A 17816-nucleotide genomic window follows, 5' to 3' on the forward strand; every position below is an offset into this window, starting at 1 on the left:
AAGGAGTGGTGTAGGACATGCTGAATTCTCTCGAGATATACCAAGCGTTAAATGAATTGGGTTACCGGCTTGAGGCTGGGAAATTCGAGCCAAGCTATGCCTCCGAACATCCGCTCGGGAATGGACAGTATCTGTATGTCAAACGCGATAAGGATCGCGTAGTTAACAAGAGCCCATTGGTTCTTGCACCAGAAACCCTTACCTTAAAGGCGGAAATTGATCGTATTGCAGGCATCCACTGCCTTTGGGAAAAGGTAAAGAGCGTTAACTCCACGTTAGCGCATTTTATTGGCTAATCTCTATGAGCCTAATAGCACGTTCAATGGTTGTGTGGACTGTGAATCGGGCTTTACGCATGGTGATCTCCTCAGAGGACATAATCAGTACGTCGGAAGATCTCTAAAAGTGAATGGTACGTTTTGCAGGGATACTTACAAATTTACCTGCCGCGAGTTCGATCAATGGGCCTTTGAGCATGGTGTGGAACTACGGCTTATCCAGCCAGGTAAGCCAACGCAGAACGGATTTATTGAGAGTTTTAACGGACGCTTTCGCGATGAGTATCTGAATGAACACTGGTTCAGCGATATTCTTCATGCCCGGAAAACGATTAATGACTGGCGGCAGGATTATAACGAGTGCCGTCCCCATTCATCGCTGGATTACCAGACACCAGCTGAATTCGCAACGGACTGGCAAAACAGGAAATATGAAGAAAAACCAACCGACATTACTAACTGAAGGTTGTATCTAATCCTGGGGGCAGGTCAAACGCTGCAACGATTGCCGCCAACTTCGATATAGCTGTCCCAGGGCACGTGGCGGATGTCGAAGTAGTTGGTATCGAAGTCCGTATCTGGCAACGGCTGCAGATGCTCCTGTTCCAGCGCGAGGCGCTGCTCTGGTGTTTGTCTGAACTGACGAAGCTCCCGTTTATCAGCAAATTCAGCCATCCACTGCTCCAGTTGCTGGTTTACATGGGTGACGCTATCGAACCTGCGGTACATTACCATGCAAAACTGAAATGACACTTCATTTCTTTAATGTGGGATTTTTAGATTTAGCTCAATTATTTCTTTTAAATTCAGAGGTATAAAATCCTTGCACGTGTCTCATAATTTGATATGAAAATTAAGGAATTTTAATGAGTTATCACCATTACTATCCACAGATACGATGGAAACCTGCTGAGTATGAGTCTCTGATGCAGCTAAATCAGACAACAATCTCAGGAATTACTCCCATCATTACCATTCTTGATATTGACTGGGACTACGAAAATGACTGTTATAAAAAATCGTTGAGCGGCTATTTATCTGACTTCGGTACTAATCTTGCAACGTCCTGGACACCGAATCGTCCAGTATTGTTAGATTTAAAGTATTTAGATAAACATGGTTCGAGTCGTTCTCATCCCTTAGATATGTGCATTAATGATGCCAGATCTCATGGAAAGGAGATTGTCCCTGTCGTTTCCCCAACATCCTCGGCAAACTACATACATGCTGTTCAGAGAAACGTATCTAATGGCGTAGCCATTTCACTTAGTCCAACGACGTGGCACGCGTTTCCACAACTGTTGAATCTGTTAAATCTTCAACCAAGTTTGATTGATATCATCATTGATTATGGCGATATCCAAAACGCCAACGATAACTTAAAACAACAGGCATTAGCCACGATCAACTCGCTTTCAGGACAAGACCCCTGGAGAACGGTGATTTTATCTTCAACCTCTTATCCAAGCTCGCAAACGGGAATTCCACAGCATGTAATTCATCCTATTCCACGACATGAGTATGCTCTTTGGTTATATGTAGTACAGAATTTAGGCAATGGCAGGACACCATGTTTCAGTGATTATCCAACTGCAAGTGCCACCATTACGAGCGTGGACCCACGATTCATGTCTCAGTATGTTGCGGTGAGATATTCGAATGACAATTCATGGATTTTTGTAAAGGGCACTGCCGTTAAGGGGAATGGATGGGGGCAAACGAAAACTCTATGTACTACTCTCGCCAATTCAGCTCTATATCAGGCATATGGTCCAAACTTTAGTTGGGGGGATCAGTACATTTATAATAGGGCTAACGGCACTAATAAATCAGGTGGCTCTAAAGAATGGCGCAAGGTAGCCCATACACACCATCTCACTCTAGTAGTTAGACAGTTAACTCTGTTATCACAAACTCTACCGGCTAGGCCCTAAGTTTCCAATCGATCCGTTTTTTTAATGCAGTTCTGACTTCAAGTCGTAGATCTTTAACCGGGATATGATTGGCAACGACATTCCATAATTCAAATCGGGGTTTGCTTTTGTAACCTTTAGAGCAGCCCCAACGTTCTAGAATATCAATGCATTCGTTTTTCCATAGCAACTGAGCAAGCATCAAAGAGTCATAATTTCTATTGAGCTTTTCACCACGCATGTGTTTGATACGAATTGCCCCTTTTGGCCCTACCGATACGGTCTTAACCCCCCACCAGTTAGGAATTAGTTGAAGCGCTCCGTCGAGATGCTTATCTGCGACAACGAGCGTAACCTTATCCATAACGGCAGAATAATGCTTGATTTGTAACGGCAACCTTTCCAGGGAATCATGCTCACTTTTTAGTTCGTAGCCGTGAAGAACTCCGTTAACTACAGCTATGTCTGCTCTACTGGCACCAAGGGAGATGGAAAATTCATCGATTACAAGACAATCAGGATCTAAATGCGATTCTTTCAAAAGCTTATGATGCACAGCAGTTCTAACATCTTGATCTTTCATGACTTCTCCCTCCCCCTTCGTCGTTAAATTATAACGCACAGCATTTTACTGCATTCAGGGAATTTGGCTACTTCAATCACAAAAAAACATATCAAGTAAGTGAAGGCATATATCGGAGTATCAATCACTCCTTGCCATGACAACCATCTGAACCGTACCGGTTTTATGGGAGAGCGTTAAGTCTGGGAACTCAGGCTGCCATAGCTATCGTTCCCGATGGAAGCGTAATACACGTTTTCTGCTTCAGTGGGCAGGATGTGACCCAGCAGCTCAAGCAACCGACGATTACTGTACCAGTCCACCCACGCCAGTGTGGCCAGCTCCACTTCCTGCCAGTTTTTCCAACTCTGTCGGTGTATCACCTCCGCTTTGTACAGACCGTTGATACTTTCGGCCATGGCATTATCATAAGCGTCAGCCGTACTACCCGTTGAAACCAGAAGCTCCTCCTCCTGTAGCCGCTGTGGTACGCCAGCGACACATACTGCGAGCCTTTGACGCTATGATGAATGGTTCCTAACGGCCGCCGGACCCACAGAGCCAGCTCCCGCGCATTCGGTACGAATGTGGTTTCCGTCAATGATGACACCCGCCAGCCCACGATAACACATGCGAACACGTCGATGATGAACGCCACATAGGGACCCCCTGCCAGGTGCTAATAAAGGTGAAATCAGCCACCCACCGCTGATCCGGCCGCTCTGCCACGGATTAGCGGTTTACCCGGTCATGTGCGGCCTCTACCTTACGACTGACAGTGGTACGCATCCTTTTACCTCGTAGCACACCCGCGAGGCCCATTACCTTCATTAACCGCGCCACCGTGCATCTGGCTACAGTGAAGCATTTGCGCTGCAATTGACTCCAGACTTTACGTATGCCATAGACACGGTAGTTTCCGTCGTACACGCGCTGTATTTCCAGCTTCAGGTGATCATCACGACGGTCACGCGGACAGCGTTTTTCAGGATACTAACAGTAATTCTGGTGCCGGTAATACGTCGATGGGGCGATATTTATGAGTATAAACATGATCAAACCGCGATATCCCCCGCAATTGTACCCGCATCAGTAAGTTGATATTGCTTGAAGCAGGTCGACTTCGGTTGGCTGAAAAAGCGAGAGAGACAGTGACGTGCATAGCACAGATTTCAGATACAAAAAAACCACCTTTCGGTGGCTTAATCGCATCACTTGGTGCCGAAGGCCGGACTCGAACCGGCACGTATTTCTACGGTTGATTTTGAATCAACTGCGTCTACCGATTTCGCCACTTCGGCACAGAAGGGGATGCGGAAAACAGGTGCATTATACCTAGTGGGCGTCGCCTTGCAACAGTTATCCACTCGCGATCTTTTCAAGTGCTGAAAAAAACGGCGCTCGCAGGCAGGTAAGTTTTTCAGAGGGTTAGCCCAAGAGGCGCGGCGCCCCGCTCCGCCCACTTGGCGCGCTCCATTCGGGCGAAAAAAAAGCGGGCCATCCGGCCCGCCTGGTATCACCGTTAACGCGTCGGCTTAGTTGATCTTCACCGGCATGCCGGAGCGGGCCTTCAGCGCCTCGTCCACCGCATGGGTGTTGACGCTCGGATCGGCGATCACCTTGCTCACCGCGGCGTTGAGTTTGATCGGCACCGGCGCGCGTGACTGCCACTCGGCTTCGGTGGTAGAGAGCGGGTTATGCACCTCGATATAGCGCGAGCCGTCCGGCTCGACGGTGGCCTTCACCGGCTCGTTGATGAACTGCACCCGGGTACCGACCGGGACGTTCTCGAACAGCCACTTGATGTCCGGGTCGCGCAGGCGCACACAACCGTGGCTGACACGCAGACCGATGCCGAAGTTGGCGTTGGTGCCGTGTACCGCATACAGGCGGCCAACATACAGGGCGTACAGCCCCATTGGGTTATCCGGGCCGGCCGGGAAGACCGCAGGCAGGTACTGGCCGTTGGCGGCGTACTCTTCATGCATCTTCTTGGTCGGGGTCCAGGTCGGGCCCGCCTTCTTACGCTGTACCGAGGTCACCCAGTTCATCGGGGTGTCGCGGCCCAGCTGGCCGATGCCGATCGGCAACACCACCACCGTCTTACTGCCTTTCGGGTAGTAATACAGGCGCATCTCGGCGCTGTTGATCACGATCCCCTCGTGGGGCGTGTTCGGCAGGATCAGCTGCTGCGGAATCGTCAGGCTACGGCCTGCGCGCGGCAGATAGGGGTCGACGCCGGGGTTAGCCTCCAGCATGTTGCTCAGCCCCATCTGGTATTTCGCAGCGAAATGCTCAAGTGGGTACTTACTATCTTCCGGGACTTGGATGTGCAGATTCTCACCAACCACTCGGCTATTGTTCGCCGGCAGGGGGTATACCACGGCAAACGCAGACTGCATGCAGGCAGCCGCGGCCAGAAGTACCGTGAAAAGCGCACGGATACTCATTTTCATGTTTCTCTTTCCTGTTGGGTGCTTAACGCCGCGCAGGCGGTTGTTCGGTTTCGGTTTCAGTCATCACAGACCGCTGCGCATTATATGTTCACGGAAGACAAAGAGGAAAAAATAACTGCACTACAGTATCAAATTTCCCACCATCACGCCCGTGCGCGTCCCTAATGTAAAGCGTAGCAAGGTTACCCTCGCATGTGCGCCGCGTCACATTCATTTTTACCCTCCGCAGCACTCTGCGGTGCTTTTTTACAAAATTTCCCGGCAAAAGCGCTGCTGTGCAGTGCTGGCAAGCATTACTATACTTACCCCCCTTGTTCCCTTGCGTTCTGAATGACATGGATACTCATTTTCGCCCTTTTTTTTCCCTGGCCGCGCTGGCCATCGGCTGTGTGCTGAGCGGGGTATCCGCCCATGCCGCCACGCCGGATGCCCAGATCCGCGCCACCGTCGATCGTTATGCCGAGCATATCTTCTATAACAGTGGTGCCACCGGCATGGCGCTGGTCGCCATCGACGGGAAAGCGCAGCTGTTCCGTAGCTACGGCGAGACCCGTCCCGGCAACAATCAGCGGCCTCGTCCCGACTCGCTGATCCGCATCGCCTCGCTGACCAAGCTGATGACCAGCGAGGTCCTGGTCAAACTGGACGCCGAAGGCAAGGTCAAGCTGACCGATCCCTTGTCGCGCTATGCACCACCAGGAAAGCGAGTGCCCACTAACGCCTCGGGACGGCCGATCCGCCTGATGCATCTGGCCTCGCACACCAGCGGCCTGCCGCGTGAGCAGCCGGGCGGCGCCGCCAATCGGGCGGTGTTCACCTGGCCGACCTACAGCCAGCGTTGGCAATGGCTGCAACGCGCCCGGCTGAGTGTCGCGCCGGGTAGTGCCGCCGCCTACTCGAACCTCGGTTACGATCTGCTGGCCGATGCCCTGGCTCACGCCACCCGCCAGAGTTATCCGGCGCTGTTTCAGCGCCTGATCACCCGTCCGCTGGGCATGAGTAATACCACCTACACCCCGACGGCGGCGCAGTGTGCGCGCCTGATGATCCCGGCGCGCAGCGCCAGTCCGTGTCTCTCCTCGCTGGCGGCCATCGGCAGCGGCGGGGTCTACTCCACCCCGGACGACATGCGCCGCTGGATGCAGCAGTTTCTGGCCGGCGGCCAGCAGCCGCGCAGTCCTTACGCCGCGCGTCTGTTGAAGATGTACTACCCACGCGCCAAGCTGAATCAGGTGAAGGGGATGGATGTGCCGGGTAAGGCCGCCGCCTTGGGACTGGGCTGGGTATATATGGCGCCGCAGGATGGCCATCCGGGGATCATTCAGAAGACCGGCGGCGCCGGGGGCTTCATCACCTATATGGCGCTGATCCCGGAGAAGAACATCGGGGTATTCGTGGTGGTCACCCGTAGCGACCTGACGCGCTTCAAGAATATGAGCGATGGGGTGAACGATCTGGTCAGCGCCTTGGCGGCGCAAAAGCGTTAAGGCCGAGGCCAAGGGTGAGGCGGGCAAAGTGAGTCATCACTGACATCACACCGGCGGGCCGCTTTGGATGCCGCCCCCTTACGCACTCATGCCTCGCCCGGAGGTTTTACTCATCAGATACCAGCGGGGCGCCCTCAGGCGCCCCGCATATCCTTTCCCCTATCCCCACGCCGTTAGCTGCGGCGCAGCAGCAGGTAGATACTGATCGCCAGGAACAGCGCGCTGGGCAGTACCGCGCCGATCACCGGCGGCACGTTGTACACCAGGCTCATCGGGCCGAAGATCTGATCCAGCACGTAGAAGACGAAGCCGAAGCAAATGCCGGTCAACACCCGTACCCCCATCGGCACACTGCGCAGCGGGCCGAAGATAAACGACAGCGCCATCAGCATCATCACCGCCACGGAGAGCGGGGCGAAGATCTTGCTCCACAGGTTGAGCTGGTAGCGGTTGGACTCCTGGCCGCTCTGTTGCAGGTACTTCACGTAGTGATACAGGCCGCTGATGGAGAGCGAGTCGGGGCTGACCGCCACCACCCCCAACTTATCCGGCGTCAGGTTGGTTTTCCACACCCCGCTCAGGGTACGCGAGCCGGTGATCTGCTCAGGGTTTGTCAGGTTGGACTCCTCCACCTGAGTCAGCTTCCACTGCTTACCGTCGAAGGTGGCCGCCGCCGCGTAACGCAGCGAGGTCAGCTTACGCTGGTCGTTGAGTGTGTAAATACTCACCCCGGCCAGGGTGCGGTCGTTCACCACCTGCGAGATATAGATAAACTGGTTACCATCTTTAGCCCACAGGCCGCCCTGGGTCGACAGCAGCGAGCCGCCGTACATCTGCTGGGCGCGGTAATTGCGCGCCGCCTGGTCGCCCTGCGGCGCCACCCACTCGCCGATGGCCATGGTCAGCAGCACCAGCGGAATGGCGGTCTTCATCACCGCCGATGCCACCTGCATGCGGGTAAAGCCGGCGGCCTGCATCACCACCAATTCGCTGCGCTGCGCCAGCATCCCCAGGCCGAGCAGCGCGCCGAGCAGCGCCGCCATCGGGAAGAAGATTTCGATATCTTTAGGAATGCTCAACAGGGTGAACAGCCCGGCGCCCGCCACGGAGTAATCCCCCTGGCCCACCTTACGCAACTGATCGACAAACTTGATGATGCCGGACAGCGACACCAGCATGAACAGGGTCATCATGATGGTGTTGAAGATGGTGCGGCCAATATAACGATCGAGAACGCCAAACATCAGGCCACTCCTTTTCCGCTCAGGCGCGCACGAATGCGGCGCATCGGCACGGTATCCCACAGGTTCAGCGCCAGCGCCAACAACAGATAGCAGCCGTTCACCGCCCACATCCAGATCATCGGGTCCAGCTTACCCTTGCCGCCGTTGGAGCGCAGCGAGCTCTGCAACAGGAAGAAGATCAGGTAGAGCAGCATCGCCGGCAACATCGACAATACCCGCCCCTGACGCGGGTTGACCACGCTGAGCGGTACCACCATCAACGCCATCACCACCACCGAGAACACCAGCGTCAAGCGCCAGTGGAACTCGGCGCGGAAGCTCGGTTCATCGGAATGCCACAACGCGGACATACTCGCCTGATCGGCATTGGTCGGATCCAGCATCGTCGACTTGTGGCCGATGATGGCGGAGTAGTCGACGAAGTCGGTGATGCGGAAGTCGCGCAGCATGGCGGTGCCCTCGTAGCGCGTTCCGCTATCCAGCACCACCTTCTGCCCACCGTCTTTCATCTCCACCAGATGGCCGCTGTCCGCCACTACCACCGAGGGGCGTTGCGAGCCGCTCGGCCGCAGCTGTGCCAGGAAGACATCGTGGAACTTCTTATCCTTCACGTTACCGACGAACAGCACATAGTTGCCGTCTTGTGAGGGTTGGAATTGCCCTTCGGCCAGCGACGCCAGGCCGGGGTTGGCCTTGGCCTCCGCCATCACCTCATCGGAATGCAGTGAGGACCACGGGCTGAGCCAGAAGGCGTTGGCCAGCGCCAGCACCCCGGTGAAGAAGGCCAGCACCATCGCCGCCTTGATCAGCACCGCCTTACTCAACCCACAGGCGTGCATCACCGTGATCTCGCTTTCCGTATACAACCGGCCAAGGGTCATCAGCAGCCCTAAAAAGAGGCTAAGCGGCAAGATGAGCTGGGCCATCTCCGGTATCCCCAAGCCAAGCAGGGAGAACACCAGGTTGGTCGGGATATCGCCGTTCACCACCGCCCCTAAAATCCGCACCATCTTTTGGCAAAAAAAGATCAAGAGCAGAATAAACAGGATGGCGACCTGGCTCTTAAAGGTTTCCCGTACTAGATATCTAATGATGATCACGCTTATTACGCCTGTGAAAACTTGTATTTTTGCAGGAAAATAGATAATTTCTACGCTAACGCGCCATTTTTATGATGATCATGGCCGCGGCAACAATGGGTAGCACGATTACAGCCTGGGCTGCCTGGGTGGCGTAAAACAGCTCGCCGGGACCGTGACCAGATCCCAAAACGCCAACCGCTTGTCAGGTAAACTGATTGTACTGCAAACCGATTGTACCGTAATCGTTAGTCACGAAAACGACAAATTTAACTGCCGCCCGTGCGAAAAAACAGCAAAAGCCGCAACGAGGGCCGGGTCATAACTTTGCCGGCACGATTTTACCGTTAGGCAGCCGAAAACGGGTGGCAATAATTGTTTCTAGTCAGTTCAACGGCAAGGGGCCGTAACGTATTTGAGTATAGTTTATCCGCCCCTCTGGCCGCTGTCTTTAAGATTCAGGAGAGTGCATGGAGTTCAGTGTAAAGAGCGGTAGCCCGGAAAAGCAGCGTAGCGCCTGCATCGTCGTCGGCGTATTCGAACCTCGCCGCCTGTCCCCGATTGCCGAACAGCTCGACAAGATCAGTGATGGTTACATTAGCGCCCTGCTGCGCCGCGGCGAGCTGGAGGGTAAGGTGGGGCAGACGCTGTTGCTGCATCATGTACCCAACGTGCTCTCTGAGCGCATCCTGCTGATCGGCTGTGGCAAAGAGCGTGAACTGGATGAGCGCCAGTATAAGCAGGTGATCCAAAAGACCATCAATACCCTCAACGACACCGGCTCGATGGAGGCGGTGTGCTTCCTCACCGAGCTGCACGTCAAGGGGCGCAACACCTACTGGAAGGTGCGTCAAGCCGTCGAGACCGCCAAAGAGACCCTGTATACCTTCGATCAATTGAAGAGCAACAAGGTCGAGCCGCGCCGTCCGCTGCGCAAGATGGTGTTCAACGTGCCGACCCGGCGCGAACTGACCAGCGGCGAGCGCGCCATTCAACACGGGCTGGCCATCGCCGCCGGGGTGAAGGCCGCCAAGGATCTCGGCAACATGCCGCCTAACATCTGTAATGCGGGTTACCTGGCATCGCAGGCACGTCAGTTGGCCGACAGCTACGCGGGCTCCGTCGCCACACGGGTGATCGGCGAGCAGCAGATGAAAGAGCTGGGCATGAATGCCTACCTGGCCGTCGGCCAAGGCTCGCAGAACGAATCGCTGATGTCGGTGATCGAATACAAGGGCAACCCGAACCCGGACGCTCGCCCGATCGTGCTGGTAGGTAAAGGGCTGACCTTCGACGCCGGCGGCATTTCGCTCAAGCCGGGGGAAGGCATGGACGAGATGAAGTACGACATGTGCGGCGCGGCGTCGGTGTATGGCGTGATGCGCATGGCCGCCGAGCTGCAACTGCCGCTCAACATCGTCGGGGTGCTGGCCGGCTGTGAAAACATGCCGGGCGGGCGCGCCTACCGTCCGGGTGACATCCTCACCACCATGTCCGGCCAGACCGTCGAGGTGCTCAACACCGACGCCGAAGGTCGTCTGGTGCTGTGCGACGTGCTGAGCTATGTCGAGCGTTTCGAACCGGAACTGGTGGTGGACGTCGCCACCCTGACCGGGGCCTGCGTCATCGCCCTGGGCCACCACCTGACCGGCCTGATGGCCAACCACAACCCATTGGCCTCCGAGCTACTGAGCGCCGGCGAACAGGCGGGCGATCGCGCCTGGCGTCTGCCGCTGGGGGATGAGTATCAGGAACAGTTGGACTCCAACTTCGCCGACATGGCCAACATCGGCGGCCGTCCGGGCGGGGCGATCACCGCCGCCTGCTTCCTGGCGCGTTTTACCCGCAAATATAACTGGGCGCACCTGGACATCGCCGGCACCGCCTGGCGCTCCGGCAAGGCCAAGGGCGCGACGGGCCGTCCGGTGGCACTGCTCTCCCAGTTCCTGCTCAACCGCGCGGGGCTGAACGGCGAAGAGTGATCCCGCCGCTCCCTCTCCCGCACCGGAGGGGGAGCATGAATATTCCCGCCCTTGCTGTAGAATAGTAAGGACGGGCCGTCCCACACTCGGGCGGCCATGCCGTGTCGCCTATCCCGACGGCGCGGCAATCACCTAGCAGGATAGATCCGACTCCCGATGAAACAGGCAACCTTTTATTTGCTGGAGCAACCGCAAGCGGCGGATGCGCCGGACGATGTGGAAACGCTGGCCTGCGATCTGGCGTGCCAACACTGGCGCGCCGGTAAGCGCGTGCTGTTGGCCTGCGCCAGTCAAGAACAGGCCGAACGCCTAGACGAGGCGCTGTGGGCGCGCGATCCGCAACAGTTCGTGCCGCATAATCTGGCCGGCGAAGGGCCGCGCTTCGGCGCACCGGTGGAGCTCGCCTGGCCGGGCAAGCGCAGCAGCGCGCCGCGCGAGCTGTTGATCAGCCTGTTGCCGACCTTCGCGGATTTTGCCACCGCTTTCCATGAAGTGATAGACTTCGTGCCTTACGAAGACGCATTAAAGCAGTTGGCGCGCGAACGCTATAAAGCCTATCGCAGCGTCGGCTTTCACTTGACCACGGCAACGCCGCCAACTCACTGACCGATCAGACGAAACAGACGAAGAATGGAAAAAACATACAACCCGCAAGACATCGAACAGCCGCTGTACGCGCACTGGGAACAGCAGGGCTACTTTAAGCCGAACGGCGACACCAGCAAAGAAAGCTTCTGCATCATGATCCCGCCGCCGAACGTGACCGGTAGCCTGCATATGGGCCACGCGTTCCAGCAGACCATCATGGACACCATGATCCGCTACCAGCGCATGCAGGGTAAAAACACCCTGTGGCAGGTCGGCACCGACCATGCCGGTATCGCCACCCAGATGGTGGTTGAGCGTAAGATTGCGGCCGAAGAGGGCAAGACCCGCCACGACTATGGCCGCGACGCCTTCATCGACAAGATTTGGCAGTGGAAGGCCGAATCTGGCGGCACCATCACCCGCCAGATGCGCCGCCTGGGCAACTCCGTCGACTGGGAGCGCGAACGCTTCACCATGGACGATGGCCTGTCCAACGCGGTGAAGGAAGTCTTCGTCCGTCTGTATCAGGAAGATCTGATCTACCGCGGCAAGCGCCTGGTCAACTGGGACCCGAAACTGCGTACCGCCATCTCCGATCTGGAAGTGGAAAACCGTGAAACCAAGGGCTCTATGTGGCACCTGCGCTACCCGCTGGCCGACGGCGCCAAGACCGCTGACGGCCAGGATCACCTGGTGGTCGCCACCACCCGTCCGGAGACCCTGCTGGGGGATACCGGTGTGGCGGTCAACCCGGAAGATCCGCGCTACAAAGATCTGATCGGTAAGTTCGTCATCGTCCCGCTGGTCAACCGCCGCATCCCGATCGTCGGCGACGAACACGCCGACATGGAGAAAGGCACCGGCTGCGTGAAGATCACCCCGGCACACGACTTCAACGACTACGAGGTGGGTCGACGCCACCAGCTGCCGATGATCAACATCCTCACCTTCGATGCCAACATTCGTGATCAGGCGCAGGTGCTGGACACCAACGGCGTCGAATGCGATGTCTACAGCAGCGAACTGCCGGCTCAATTCCGCGGTATGGAGCGTTTCGCCGCCCGTAAGGCCATCGTCAAGGCCTGTGACGAGGCCGGTCTGCTGGTCGAAATCAAGGCGCATGATCTGACGGTGCCTTACGGCGACCGCGGCGGCGTGGTCATCGAACCGATGCTGACCGACCAGTGGTACGTGCGTGCCGCCCCGTTGGCCAAGCCAGCCATCGAAGCGGTCGAGAACGGCGACATTCAGTTCGTGCCGAAGCAGTATGAGAACATGTACTTCTCTTGGATGCGCGACATCCAGGATTGGTGTATCTCCCGTCAGCTGTGGTGGGGTCACCGTATCCCGGCCTGGTACGACGCCGAAGGACGTGTCTATGTCGGTCGCAGCGAAGAAGAGGTGCGCCGCGAGCACAACCTGGCCGACGAGGTGACACTGACCCAGGACGACGATGTGCTGGACACCTGGTTCTCCTCTGCCCTATGGACCTTCTCTACCCTGGGCTGGCCGGAGAACACCGAGGCGCTGAAGACCTTCCACCCGACCAACGTGCTGACCAGCGGCTTCGACATCATCTTCTTCTGGATCGCGCGCATGATCATGATGACCATGCACTTTATCAAAGATGAAGACGGCAAGCCGCAGGTGCCGTTCAAGACCGTGTATATCACCGGTCTGATCCGCGACGACGAAGGGCAGAAGATGTCCAAGTCCAAGGGCAACGTCATCGATCCGCTGGATATGATCGACGGCATCAGCCTGCCGGCGCTGCTGGAGAAGCGCACCGGCAACATGATGCAGCCGCAATTGGCAGAGAAGATCGCCAAGCGTACCGAAAAGCAATTCCCCGACGGCATCGAGCCGCACGGCACCGACGCCCTGCGCTTTACCCTGTCGGCGCTGGCCTCCACCGGCCGCGACATCAACTGGGACATGAAGCGCCTGGAAGGCTACCGTAACTTCTGTAACAAGCTATGGAATGCCAGCCGTTTCGTGCTGATGAACACCGAAGGTCACGACTGCGGCTTTAACGATGGCGAGAAGCTCTACTCGCTGGCCGATCGCTGGATCCTGGCGGAGTTTAACCGCACGGTGAAAGCCATGCGTGAGGCGCTGGATAGCTATCGCTTCGACATCGCCGCCAATATCCTGTACGAGTTCACCTGGAACCAATTCTGTGACTGGTATTTGGAGCTGGCGAAGCCGGTGATCAACGGCGGTAGCGAGGCCGAACTGCGCGGTACCCGCCATACCCTGGTGACCGTGCTGGAAGGGCTGCTACGCCTGGCGCACCCGATCATTCCATTCATCACCGAGACCATCTGGCAACGCGTCAAGTTGCTGGCCGGCATCGACGCCGACACCATCATGCTGCAACCCTATCCGCAGTACGACGCGGCGCAGGACGATGCCCAGGCGTTGGCCGATCTGGAGTGGATCAAGCAGACCATCATCGCGGTGCGTAACATCCGCGCCGAGATGAACATCGCCCCGAGCAAGCCGCTGGAGCTGCTGCTGCGTGACGCCGATAGCAACGCACAGCGTCGCGTGGCGCAAAACAGCAGCTTCATTCAGTCGCTGGCCCGCCTACAGAGCATCACCCTACTCTCTGCCGGCGACAAGGGCCCGGTCTCCGTCACCAAGCTGGTGGACGGTGCCGAGCTGTTGATCCCGATGGCCGGCCTGGTCGATAAGGCTGCCGAGCTGGATCGTCTGGGCAAGGAAGTGGCCAAGATCGACGGCGAGATCGCCCGCATCGAAGCCAAACTGTCCAACGAAGGCTTCGTGGCGCGCGCCCCGGAGGCGGTGGTCGCCAAGGAGCGCGAGAAGCTGACCAGCTATGCCGAGGCGAAAGCCAAGCTGATCGAACAGCAGGCGGTGATCGCCGCGCTGTAAACCATCACACGTGCTAAACACAACGGGGGCCTGACGGCCCCCGTTGTGTTTCCTGTACGCTTAACGCCTAACCTTTCTGCGCCAACGCTCGGCCAGCCGCGTCGCAGCGGCTATACTCTGCACACTGTCATGATCTATTTTCTGCGGAGAAGAGACAGCTAACGCTCGGCCTCTCCCCCGCGTGGCCACGCCGCACACGGCGTCGCCGAGTGCGAGGAGCCCGATGGATAGCCGCCGATCCGAATCCCGCGAACCCCTGAGCCTGCATCCCAACCGCTGGGATGTCGTCGCCTTTCCGCTGATCATCAGCCTGATCGCCATGATGGCCATCGGCTTCCATCAGGCGCTGCAACCCCTGGCCAGTCTGGAGAAACAGAGCATCTCCCTGGCTCCCGCCGCCCTGCCGGACTATGCCTTGCGTACCACCCTGCGCATGCTGGTGGCCATGCTGGCCTCGCTGCTGTTCACCCTGATTTACGGCACCCTGGCGGCCAAGAGCCGGCGCGCCGCCAAGGTGTTGGTACCGATGCTGGATATCCTGCAATCGGTGCCGGTACTCGGCTACATCTCCTTCACCGTTACCTTCTTCGTCGCCCTGTTTCCGGGGCGGGTGCTGGGGGTCGAGTTGGCGGCCATCTTCGCCATCTTCACCAGCCAGGCGTGGAACATGACCTTCAGCTTCTACCAGTCCCTGCGCACCGTGCCGCGCGATCTCGACGAGGTGGCGCGTGGCTTGCACGTTACCGGCTGGCAACGCTTCTGGAAGCTGGATGTGCCCTTTGCCATGCCGGGATTGATCTGGAACATGATGATGTCGATGTCCGGCGGCTGGTTCTTTATCGTCGCCTCGGAGGCGATTACCGTCGGCCATACCCACTTCGTCCTACCGGGGATCGGCGCCTATCTGGCTGAGGCGATCCTACAGCGTGACCTGCACGCCGTCGGTTGGGTACTGCTGACCATGGTAGCGGTGATCTTGGCCTATGATCAGCTGCTGTTTCGCCCGCTGGTCGCCTGGGCAGATAAGTTCCGCATGGAGACCACCCGAACGGCTAATCCGCCGACCTCCTGGTTGTTTAACCTGCTGCGCCGTACCCGCCTGTTCCACCGTCTGTTCGCCCCCTTGGGCCGCTCGCTGGGCTGGCTGGCGCGCCTGCCGCTACGTTGCCCGCGCCGTCGCCCGGCGCAGGCATCACGCCGGCCTAGCCGCATCGGGCGCAACCTCGACCGCCTGTGGAGCATGGCGATCCTGCTGCTGACCCTCTATCTTAGCGTACGGGTCGGGCGCTATGTGCAGAGCGGGGTCTCGCTGCATGAGGTGGGCCATGTGTTCCTGTTGGGCTTGATCACCCTACTGCGCGTCAGTCTGCTGATCCTGCTCTCCTCGCTCATCTGGGTGCCGCTCGGGGTACTGATCGGCCTGCGTCCGGCCCTGGCCGGGAAGATCCAACCATTGGCCCAGTTCCTGGCCGCCTTCCCCGCCAACCTGCTGTTCCCGGTGTTCGTCATCGCCATCGTCCACTTCCAGCTCGATCCCGATATCTGGCTGTCGCCGCTGATCGTGCTAGGTACCCAGTGGTACATCCTATTTAACGTGGTGGCCGGTACCATGAGCTTCCCCAACGATTACCGCGAAGCCGCCGCCAACTTCCACATCCGCGGCTGGCAATGGTGGCGCCAAATCATGCTGCCTGCCGTCTTCCCCTACTACGTCACCGGGGCGATCACCGCCGCCGGGGGTGCCTGGAACGCCAGCATCGTGGCCGAATATGTGCAGTGGGGCGACACCCGGCTGATCGCCCATGGCCTGGGCGCCTACATCGCCGAGAACACCGCCAGCGGCAACTTCCCCCACATCATCCTGGGGATCGCCATGATGGCGCTGTTCGTCACCCTGTTTAACCGCCTGGTGTGGCGCCCGCTGTACGCCTATGCCGAAACACGTTTCCGCGCCCACTAACCCCATTCGAGGAGGATCATCATGACCGACGCTCGCCTTTCGCTCCCGCCCGCCGTCCCGCCGCCGATCTTGGCCGTGCGCGCCGTCGATCACGGCTACGAGCAGGCGCATGGCCGGCAAACCATCCTCCAGGGGGTGAGCCTGACCCTGCACTCGGGCGAGATCGTCGCCCTACTCGGCCGCTCCGGCTCCGGTAAGTCCACGCTACTACGCATCATCTCCGGCCTGATCGCCCCCAGCGCCGGCGAAGTCGAGTACCTCGGCGCCCCGCTCCAAGGCCCGGCCGACGGGGTGGCGATGGTATTCCAGACCTTCGCCCTGTTTCCCTGGCTGACGGTCCTACAGAATGTGGAGGCCGGGTTGGAGGCTCAGGGGATGCCCGCCGCCGAGCGCCGTACCCGCGCACTGGCGGCCATCGATCTGATCGGCTTGGATGGCTTCGAGAACGCCTACCCGCGTGAACTCTCTGGCGGCATGCGCCAACGCGTCGGCTTTGCCCGCGCCTTGGTGGTCGATCCTACCCTGCTGTTGATGGATGAGCCGTTTTCGGCGCTCGATGTGCTGACCGCCGAAACCCTGCGTACCGATCTGCTCGATCTGTGGAGCGAGGGTAAACTGCCCATCAAGTCGATGCTGATCGTCACCCACAACATCGAGGAGGCGGTGTTCATGTGCGATCGCATCCTGCTGCTCTCCTCCCATCCCGGTAAGATCATCGCCGAGATCGCCGTCCCTTTCCGCCACCCGCGTAACCGCCTCGATCCGGCCTTCCGCCATCTGGTGGACCAGGTCTACGCCCAGATGACGACGCGTAATAGCGACAACACCCTGCGCCACGAGCTGCGTCTCGGCTCCTGGTTGCCGCACGTCTCCACCAACCTGATCGCCGGGTTGCTGGAAAGCCTCTCCGCCGCGCCTTACCATGGGCGGGCCGACATGCCGGATCTGGCACTGGCGCTCCACATGGAGGTCGACCGGCTGTTTCCCGTCGCCGAGGTGTTGCAACACCTGGACTTCGCCAACGTACAACAGGGCGACATCACTCTCACCCCGGCCGGCGAGCAGTTCGCCGCCATGGATACCCAGCCGCGCAAGGCGCTGTTCGCCGAACACCTGCTGCGTCATGTCCCCCTGGCGATGCTGATCAAGAGCGTGCTCGACGAGCGTCCAGGCCACCGGGCCCCACGAGTACGCTTCGAGCAGGAACTGGAGGATGCCCTCTCCGACCAAGCCGCGCGTGAGACGCTGGATACCGTGATCAACTGGGGACGCTACGCCGAGATCTTCTCCTATAACGATCAGACCGAGACCTTCAGCCTGGAGGATGTGGAGTTCTAATCACCCTCGGTGGTGCGGCGGGTACTTGCAT

General features: G+C 58.2%; 12 protein-coding genes, 1 tRNA gene and 3 pseudogenes. 9 read left to right on the plus strand and 7 right to left on the minus strand.

From position 1 onward, the window contains the following. The first annotated feature begins 17 nt into the window (after window positions 1-17). Window positions 18-296 (plus strand): hypothetical protein, encoded by a 279-nt coding sequence (locus EHO01S_RS17580; RefSeq protein WP_035370492.1) that lies wholly within the window; start codon window positions 18-20, stop codon window positions 294-296. A 139-nt stretch (window positions 297-435) separates the two neighbouring features. Further along, window positions 436-741 (plus strand): annotated as a pseudogene (locus EHO01S_RS18350) (integrase core domain-containing protein); the annotation flags it as partial. 29 nt (window positions 742-770) lie between these two features. On the opposite strand, the pseudogene EHO01S_RS18355 reads toward EHO01S_RS18350, so the two are convergent. Continuing rightward, window positions 771-1010: pseudogene (locus EHO01S_RS18355) on the minus strand (IS21 family transposase); the annotation flags it as partial. 134 nt (window positions 1011-1144) lie between these two features. Between EHO01S_RS18355 and EHO01S_RS18360 the strand changes: the two are divergent. Further along, the gene (locus tag EHO01S_RS18360) at window positions 1145-2212 is read left to right on the plus strand and encodes a beta family protein (protein WP_071991014.1); all 1068 of its coding nucleotides are present in this window, start codon (window positions 1145-1147) and stop codon (window positions 2210-2212) included. Here EHO01S_RS18360 and EHO01S_RS10555 read toward each other — a convergent pair. The 4 genes and pseudogenes from EHO01S_RS10555 to EHO01S_RS10570 form a co-directional block, all read right to left on the minus strand. Continuing rightward, the gene (locus EHO01S_RS10555) at window positions 2202-2774 is read right to left on the minus strand and encodes a sce7726 family protein (protein ID WP_024523912.1); all 573 of its coding nucleotides are present in this window, start codon (window positions 2772-2774) and stop codon (window positions 2202-2204) included. The two genes, EHO01S_RS18360 and EHO01S_RS10555, sit on opposite strands and share 11 nt — an antisense overlap. Window positions 2775-2950: 176 nt before the next feature. Further along, window positions 2951-3788: pseudogene (locus EHO01S_RS18875) on the minus strand (IS3 family transposase); the annotation flags it as partial. Between the two features lie 181 nt (window positions 3789-3969). Beyond that, window positions 3970-4054 (minus strand) — tRNA-Leu (locus EHO01S_RS10565). Window positions 4055-4288: 234 nt separating this feature from the next. Next, window positions 4289-5209 (minus strand): L,D-transpeptidase family protein, encoded by a 921-nt coding sequence (locus EHO01S_RS10570; RefSeq protein WP_024523913.1) that lies wholly within the window; start codon window positions 5207-5209, stop codon window positions 4289-4291. 335 nt (window positions 5210-5544) lie between these two features. Here EHO01S_RS10570 and ampH point away from each other — a divergent pair, with 335 nt between their 5' ends. After that, complete coding sequence (ampH, locus tag EHO01S_RS10575; protein WP_024523914.1) at window positions 5545-6696, plus strand: D-alanyl-D-alanine-carboxypeptidase/endopeptidase AmpH; 1152 nt, start codon at window positions 5545-5547, stop codon at window positions 6694-6696. Window positions 6697-6869: 173 nt separating this feature from the next. On the opposite strand, the gene lptG is transcribed toward ampH, so the two are convergent. Further along, on the minus strand, window positions 6870-7940 hold the full coding sequence (gene lptG / locus EHO01S_RS10580; protein WP_024523915.1) for an LPS export ABC transporter permease LptG: 1071 nt from the start codon (window positions 7938-7940) through the stop codon (window positions 6870-6872). Continuing rightward, window positions 7940-9040 carry an LPS export ABC transporter permease LptF gene (gene lptF / locus EHO01S_RS10585; protein WP_024523916.1) on the minus strand — a complete coding sequence of 367 codons (1101 nt, stop codon included), beginning with the start codon at window positions 9038-9040 and terminating at the stop codon, window positions 7940-7942. The genes lptG and lptF overlap by 1 nt, the downstream gene beginning before the upstream one ends. A gap of 449 nt (window positions 9041-9489) precedes the next feature. On the opposite strand from lptF, the gene pepA reads away from it, so the two are divergent. The 5 genes from pepA to EHO01S_RS10610 all read left to right on the plus strand — a co-directional run bounded on the left by pepA (window position 9490) and on the right by EHO01S_RS10610 (window position 17785). Next, window positions 9490-11001, plus strand: a complete 1512-nt coding sequence (pepA, locus tag EHO01S_RS10590; protein WP_024523917.1) for a leucyl aminopeptidase — start codon at window positions 9490-9492, stop codon at window positions 10999-11001. Window positions 11002-11157: 156 nt separating this feature from the next. Then, a complete protein-coding gene (locus EHO01S_RS10595; protein WP_024523918.1) occupies window positions 11158-11607 on the plus strand; it encodes a DNA polymerase III subunit chi in 450 nt (149 codons plus the stop codon). A 24-nt stretch (window positions 11608-11631) separates the two neighbouring features. Beyond that, window positions 11632-14487: a valine--tRNA ligase gene (locus EHO01S_RS10600; RefSeq protein WP_024523919.1), complete on the plus strand. Its 2856-nt coding sequence runs from the start codon at window positions 11632-11634 to the stop codon at window positions 14485-14487. Between the two features lie 223 nt (window positions 14488-14710). Beyond that, window positions 14711-16447: an ABC transporter permease gene (locus tag EHO01S_RS10605; protein WP_024523920.1), complete on the plus strand. Its 1737-nt coding sequence runs from the start codon at window positions 14711-14713 to the stop codon at window positions 16445-16447. A 21-nt stretch (window positions 16448-16468) separates the two neighbouring features. Then, entirely contained in the window at window positions 16469-17785 is a 1317-nt protein-coding gene (locus EHO01S_RS10610) for an ABC transporter ATP-binding protein (protein ID WP_024523921.1), read from the plus strand. Window positions 17786-17816: the final 31 nt, after the last annotated feature.

This window comes from Edwardsiella hoshinae NBRC 105699 = ATCC 33379, from assembly GCF_000474215.1.
GTDB lineage: Bacteria > Pseudomonadota > Gammaproteobacteria > Enterobacterales > Enterobacteriaceae > Edwardsiella > Edwardsiella hoshinae.

Coding starts and splice junctions, on each gene's coding strand:
- EHO01S_RS17580 (WP_035370492.1), top strand. CDS start 18: ATGCTGAATTCTCTCGAGATATACCAAGCGTTAAATGAATTGGGTTAC.
- EHO01S_RS18360 (WP_071991014.1), top strand. CDS start 1,145: ATGAGTTATCACCATTACTATCCACAGATACGATGGAAACCTGCTGAG.
- EHO01S_RS10555 (WP_024523912.1), bottom strand. CDS start 2,774: ATGAAAGATCAAGATGTTAGAACTGCTGTGCATCATAAGCTTTTGAAA.
- EHO01S_RS10570 (WP_024523913.1), bottom strand. CDS start 5,209: ATGAAAATGAGTATCCGTGCGCTTTTCACGGTACTTCTGGCCGCGGCT.
- ampH (WP_024523914.1), top strand. CDS start 5,545: ATGGATACTCATTTTCGCCCTTTTTTTTCCCTGGCCGCGCTGGCCATC.
- lptG (WP_024523915.1), bottom strand. CDS start 7,940: ATGTTTGGCGTTCTCGATCGTTATATTGGCCGCACCATCTTCAACACC.
- pepA (WP_024523917.1), top strand. CDS start 9,490: ATGGAGTTCAGTGTAAAGAGCGGTAGCCCGGAAAAGCAGCGTAGCGCC.
- EHO01S_RS10595 (WP_024523918.1), top strand. CDS start 11,158: ATGAAACAGGCAACCTTTTATTTGCTGGAGCAACCGCAAGCGGCGGAT.
- EHO01S_RS10600 (WP_024523919.1), top strand. CDS start 11,632: ATGGAAAAAACATACAACCCGCAAGACATCGAACAGCCGCTGTACGCG.
- EHO01S_RS10605 (WP_024523920.1), top strand. CDS start 14,711: ATGGATAGCCGCCGATCCGAATCCCGCGAACCCCTGAGCCTGCATCCC.
- EHO01S_RS10610 (WP_024523921.1), top strand. CDS start 16,469: ATGACCGACGCTCGCCTTTCGCTCCCGCCCGCCGTCCCGCCGCCGATC.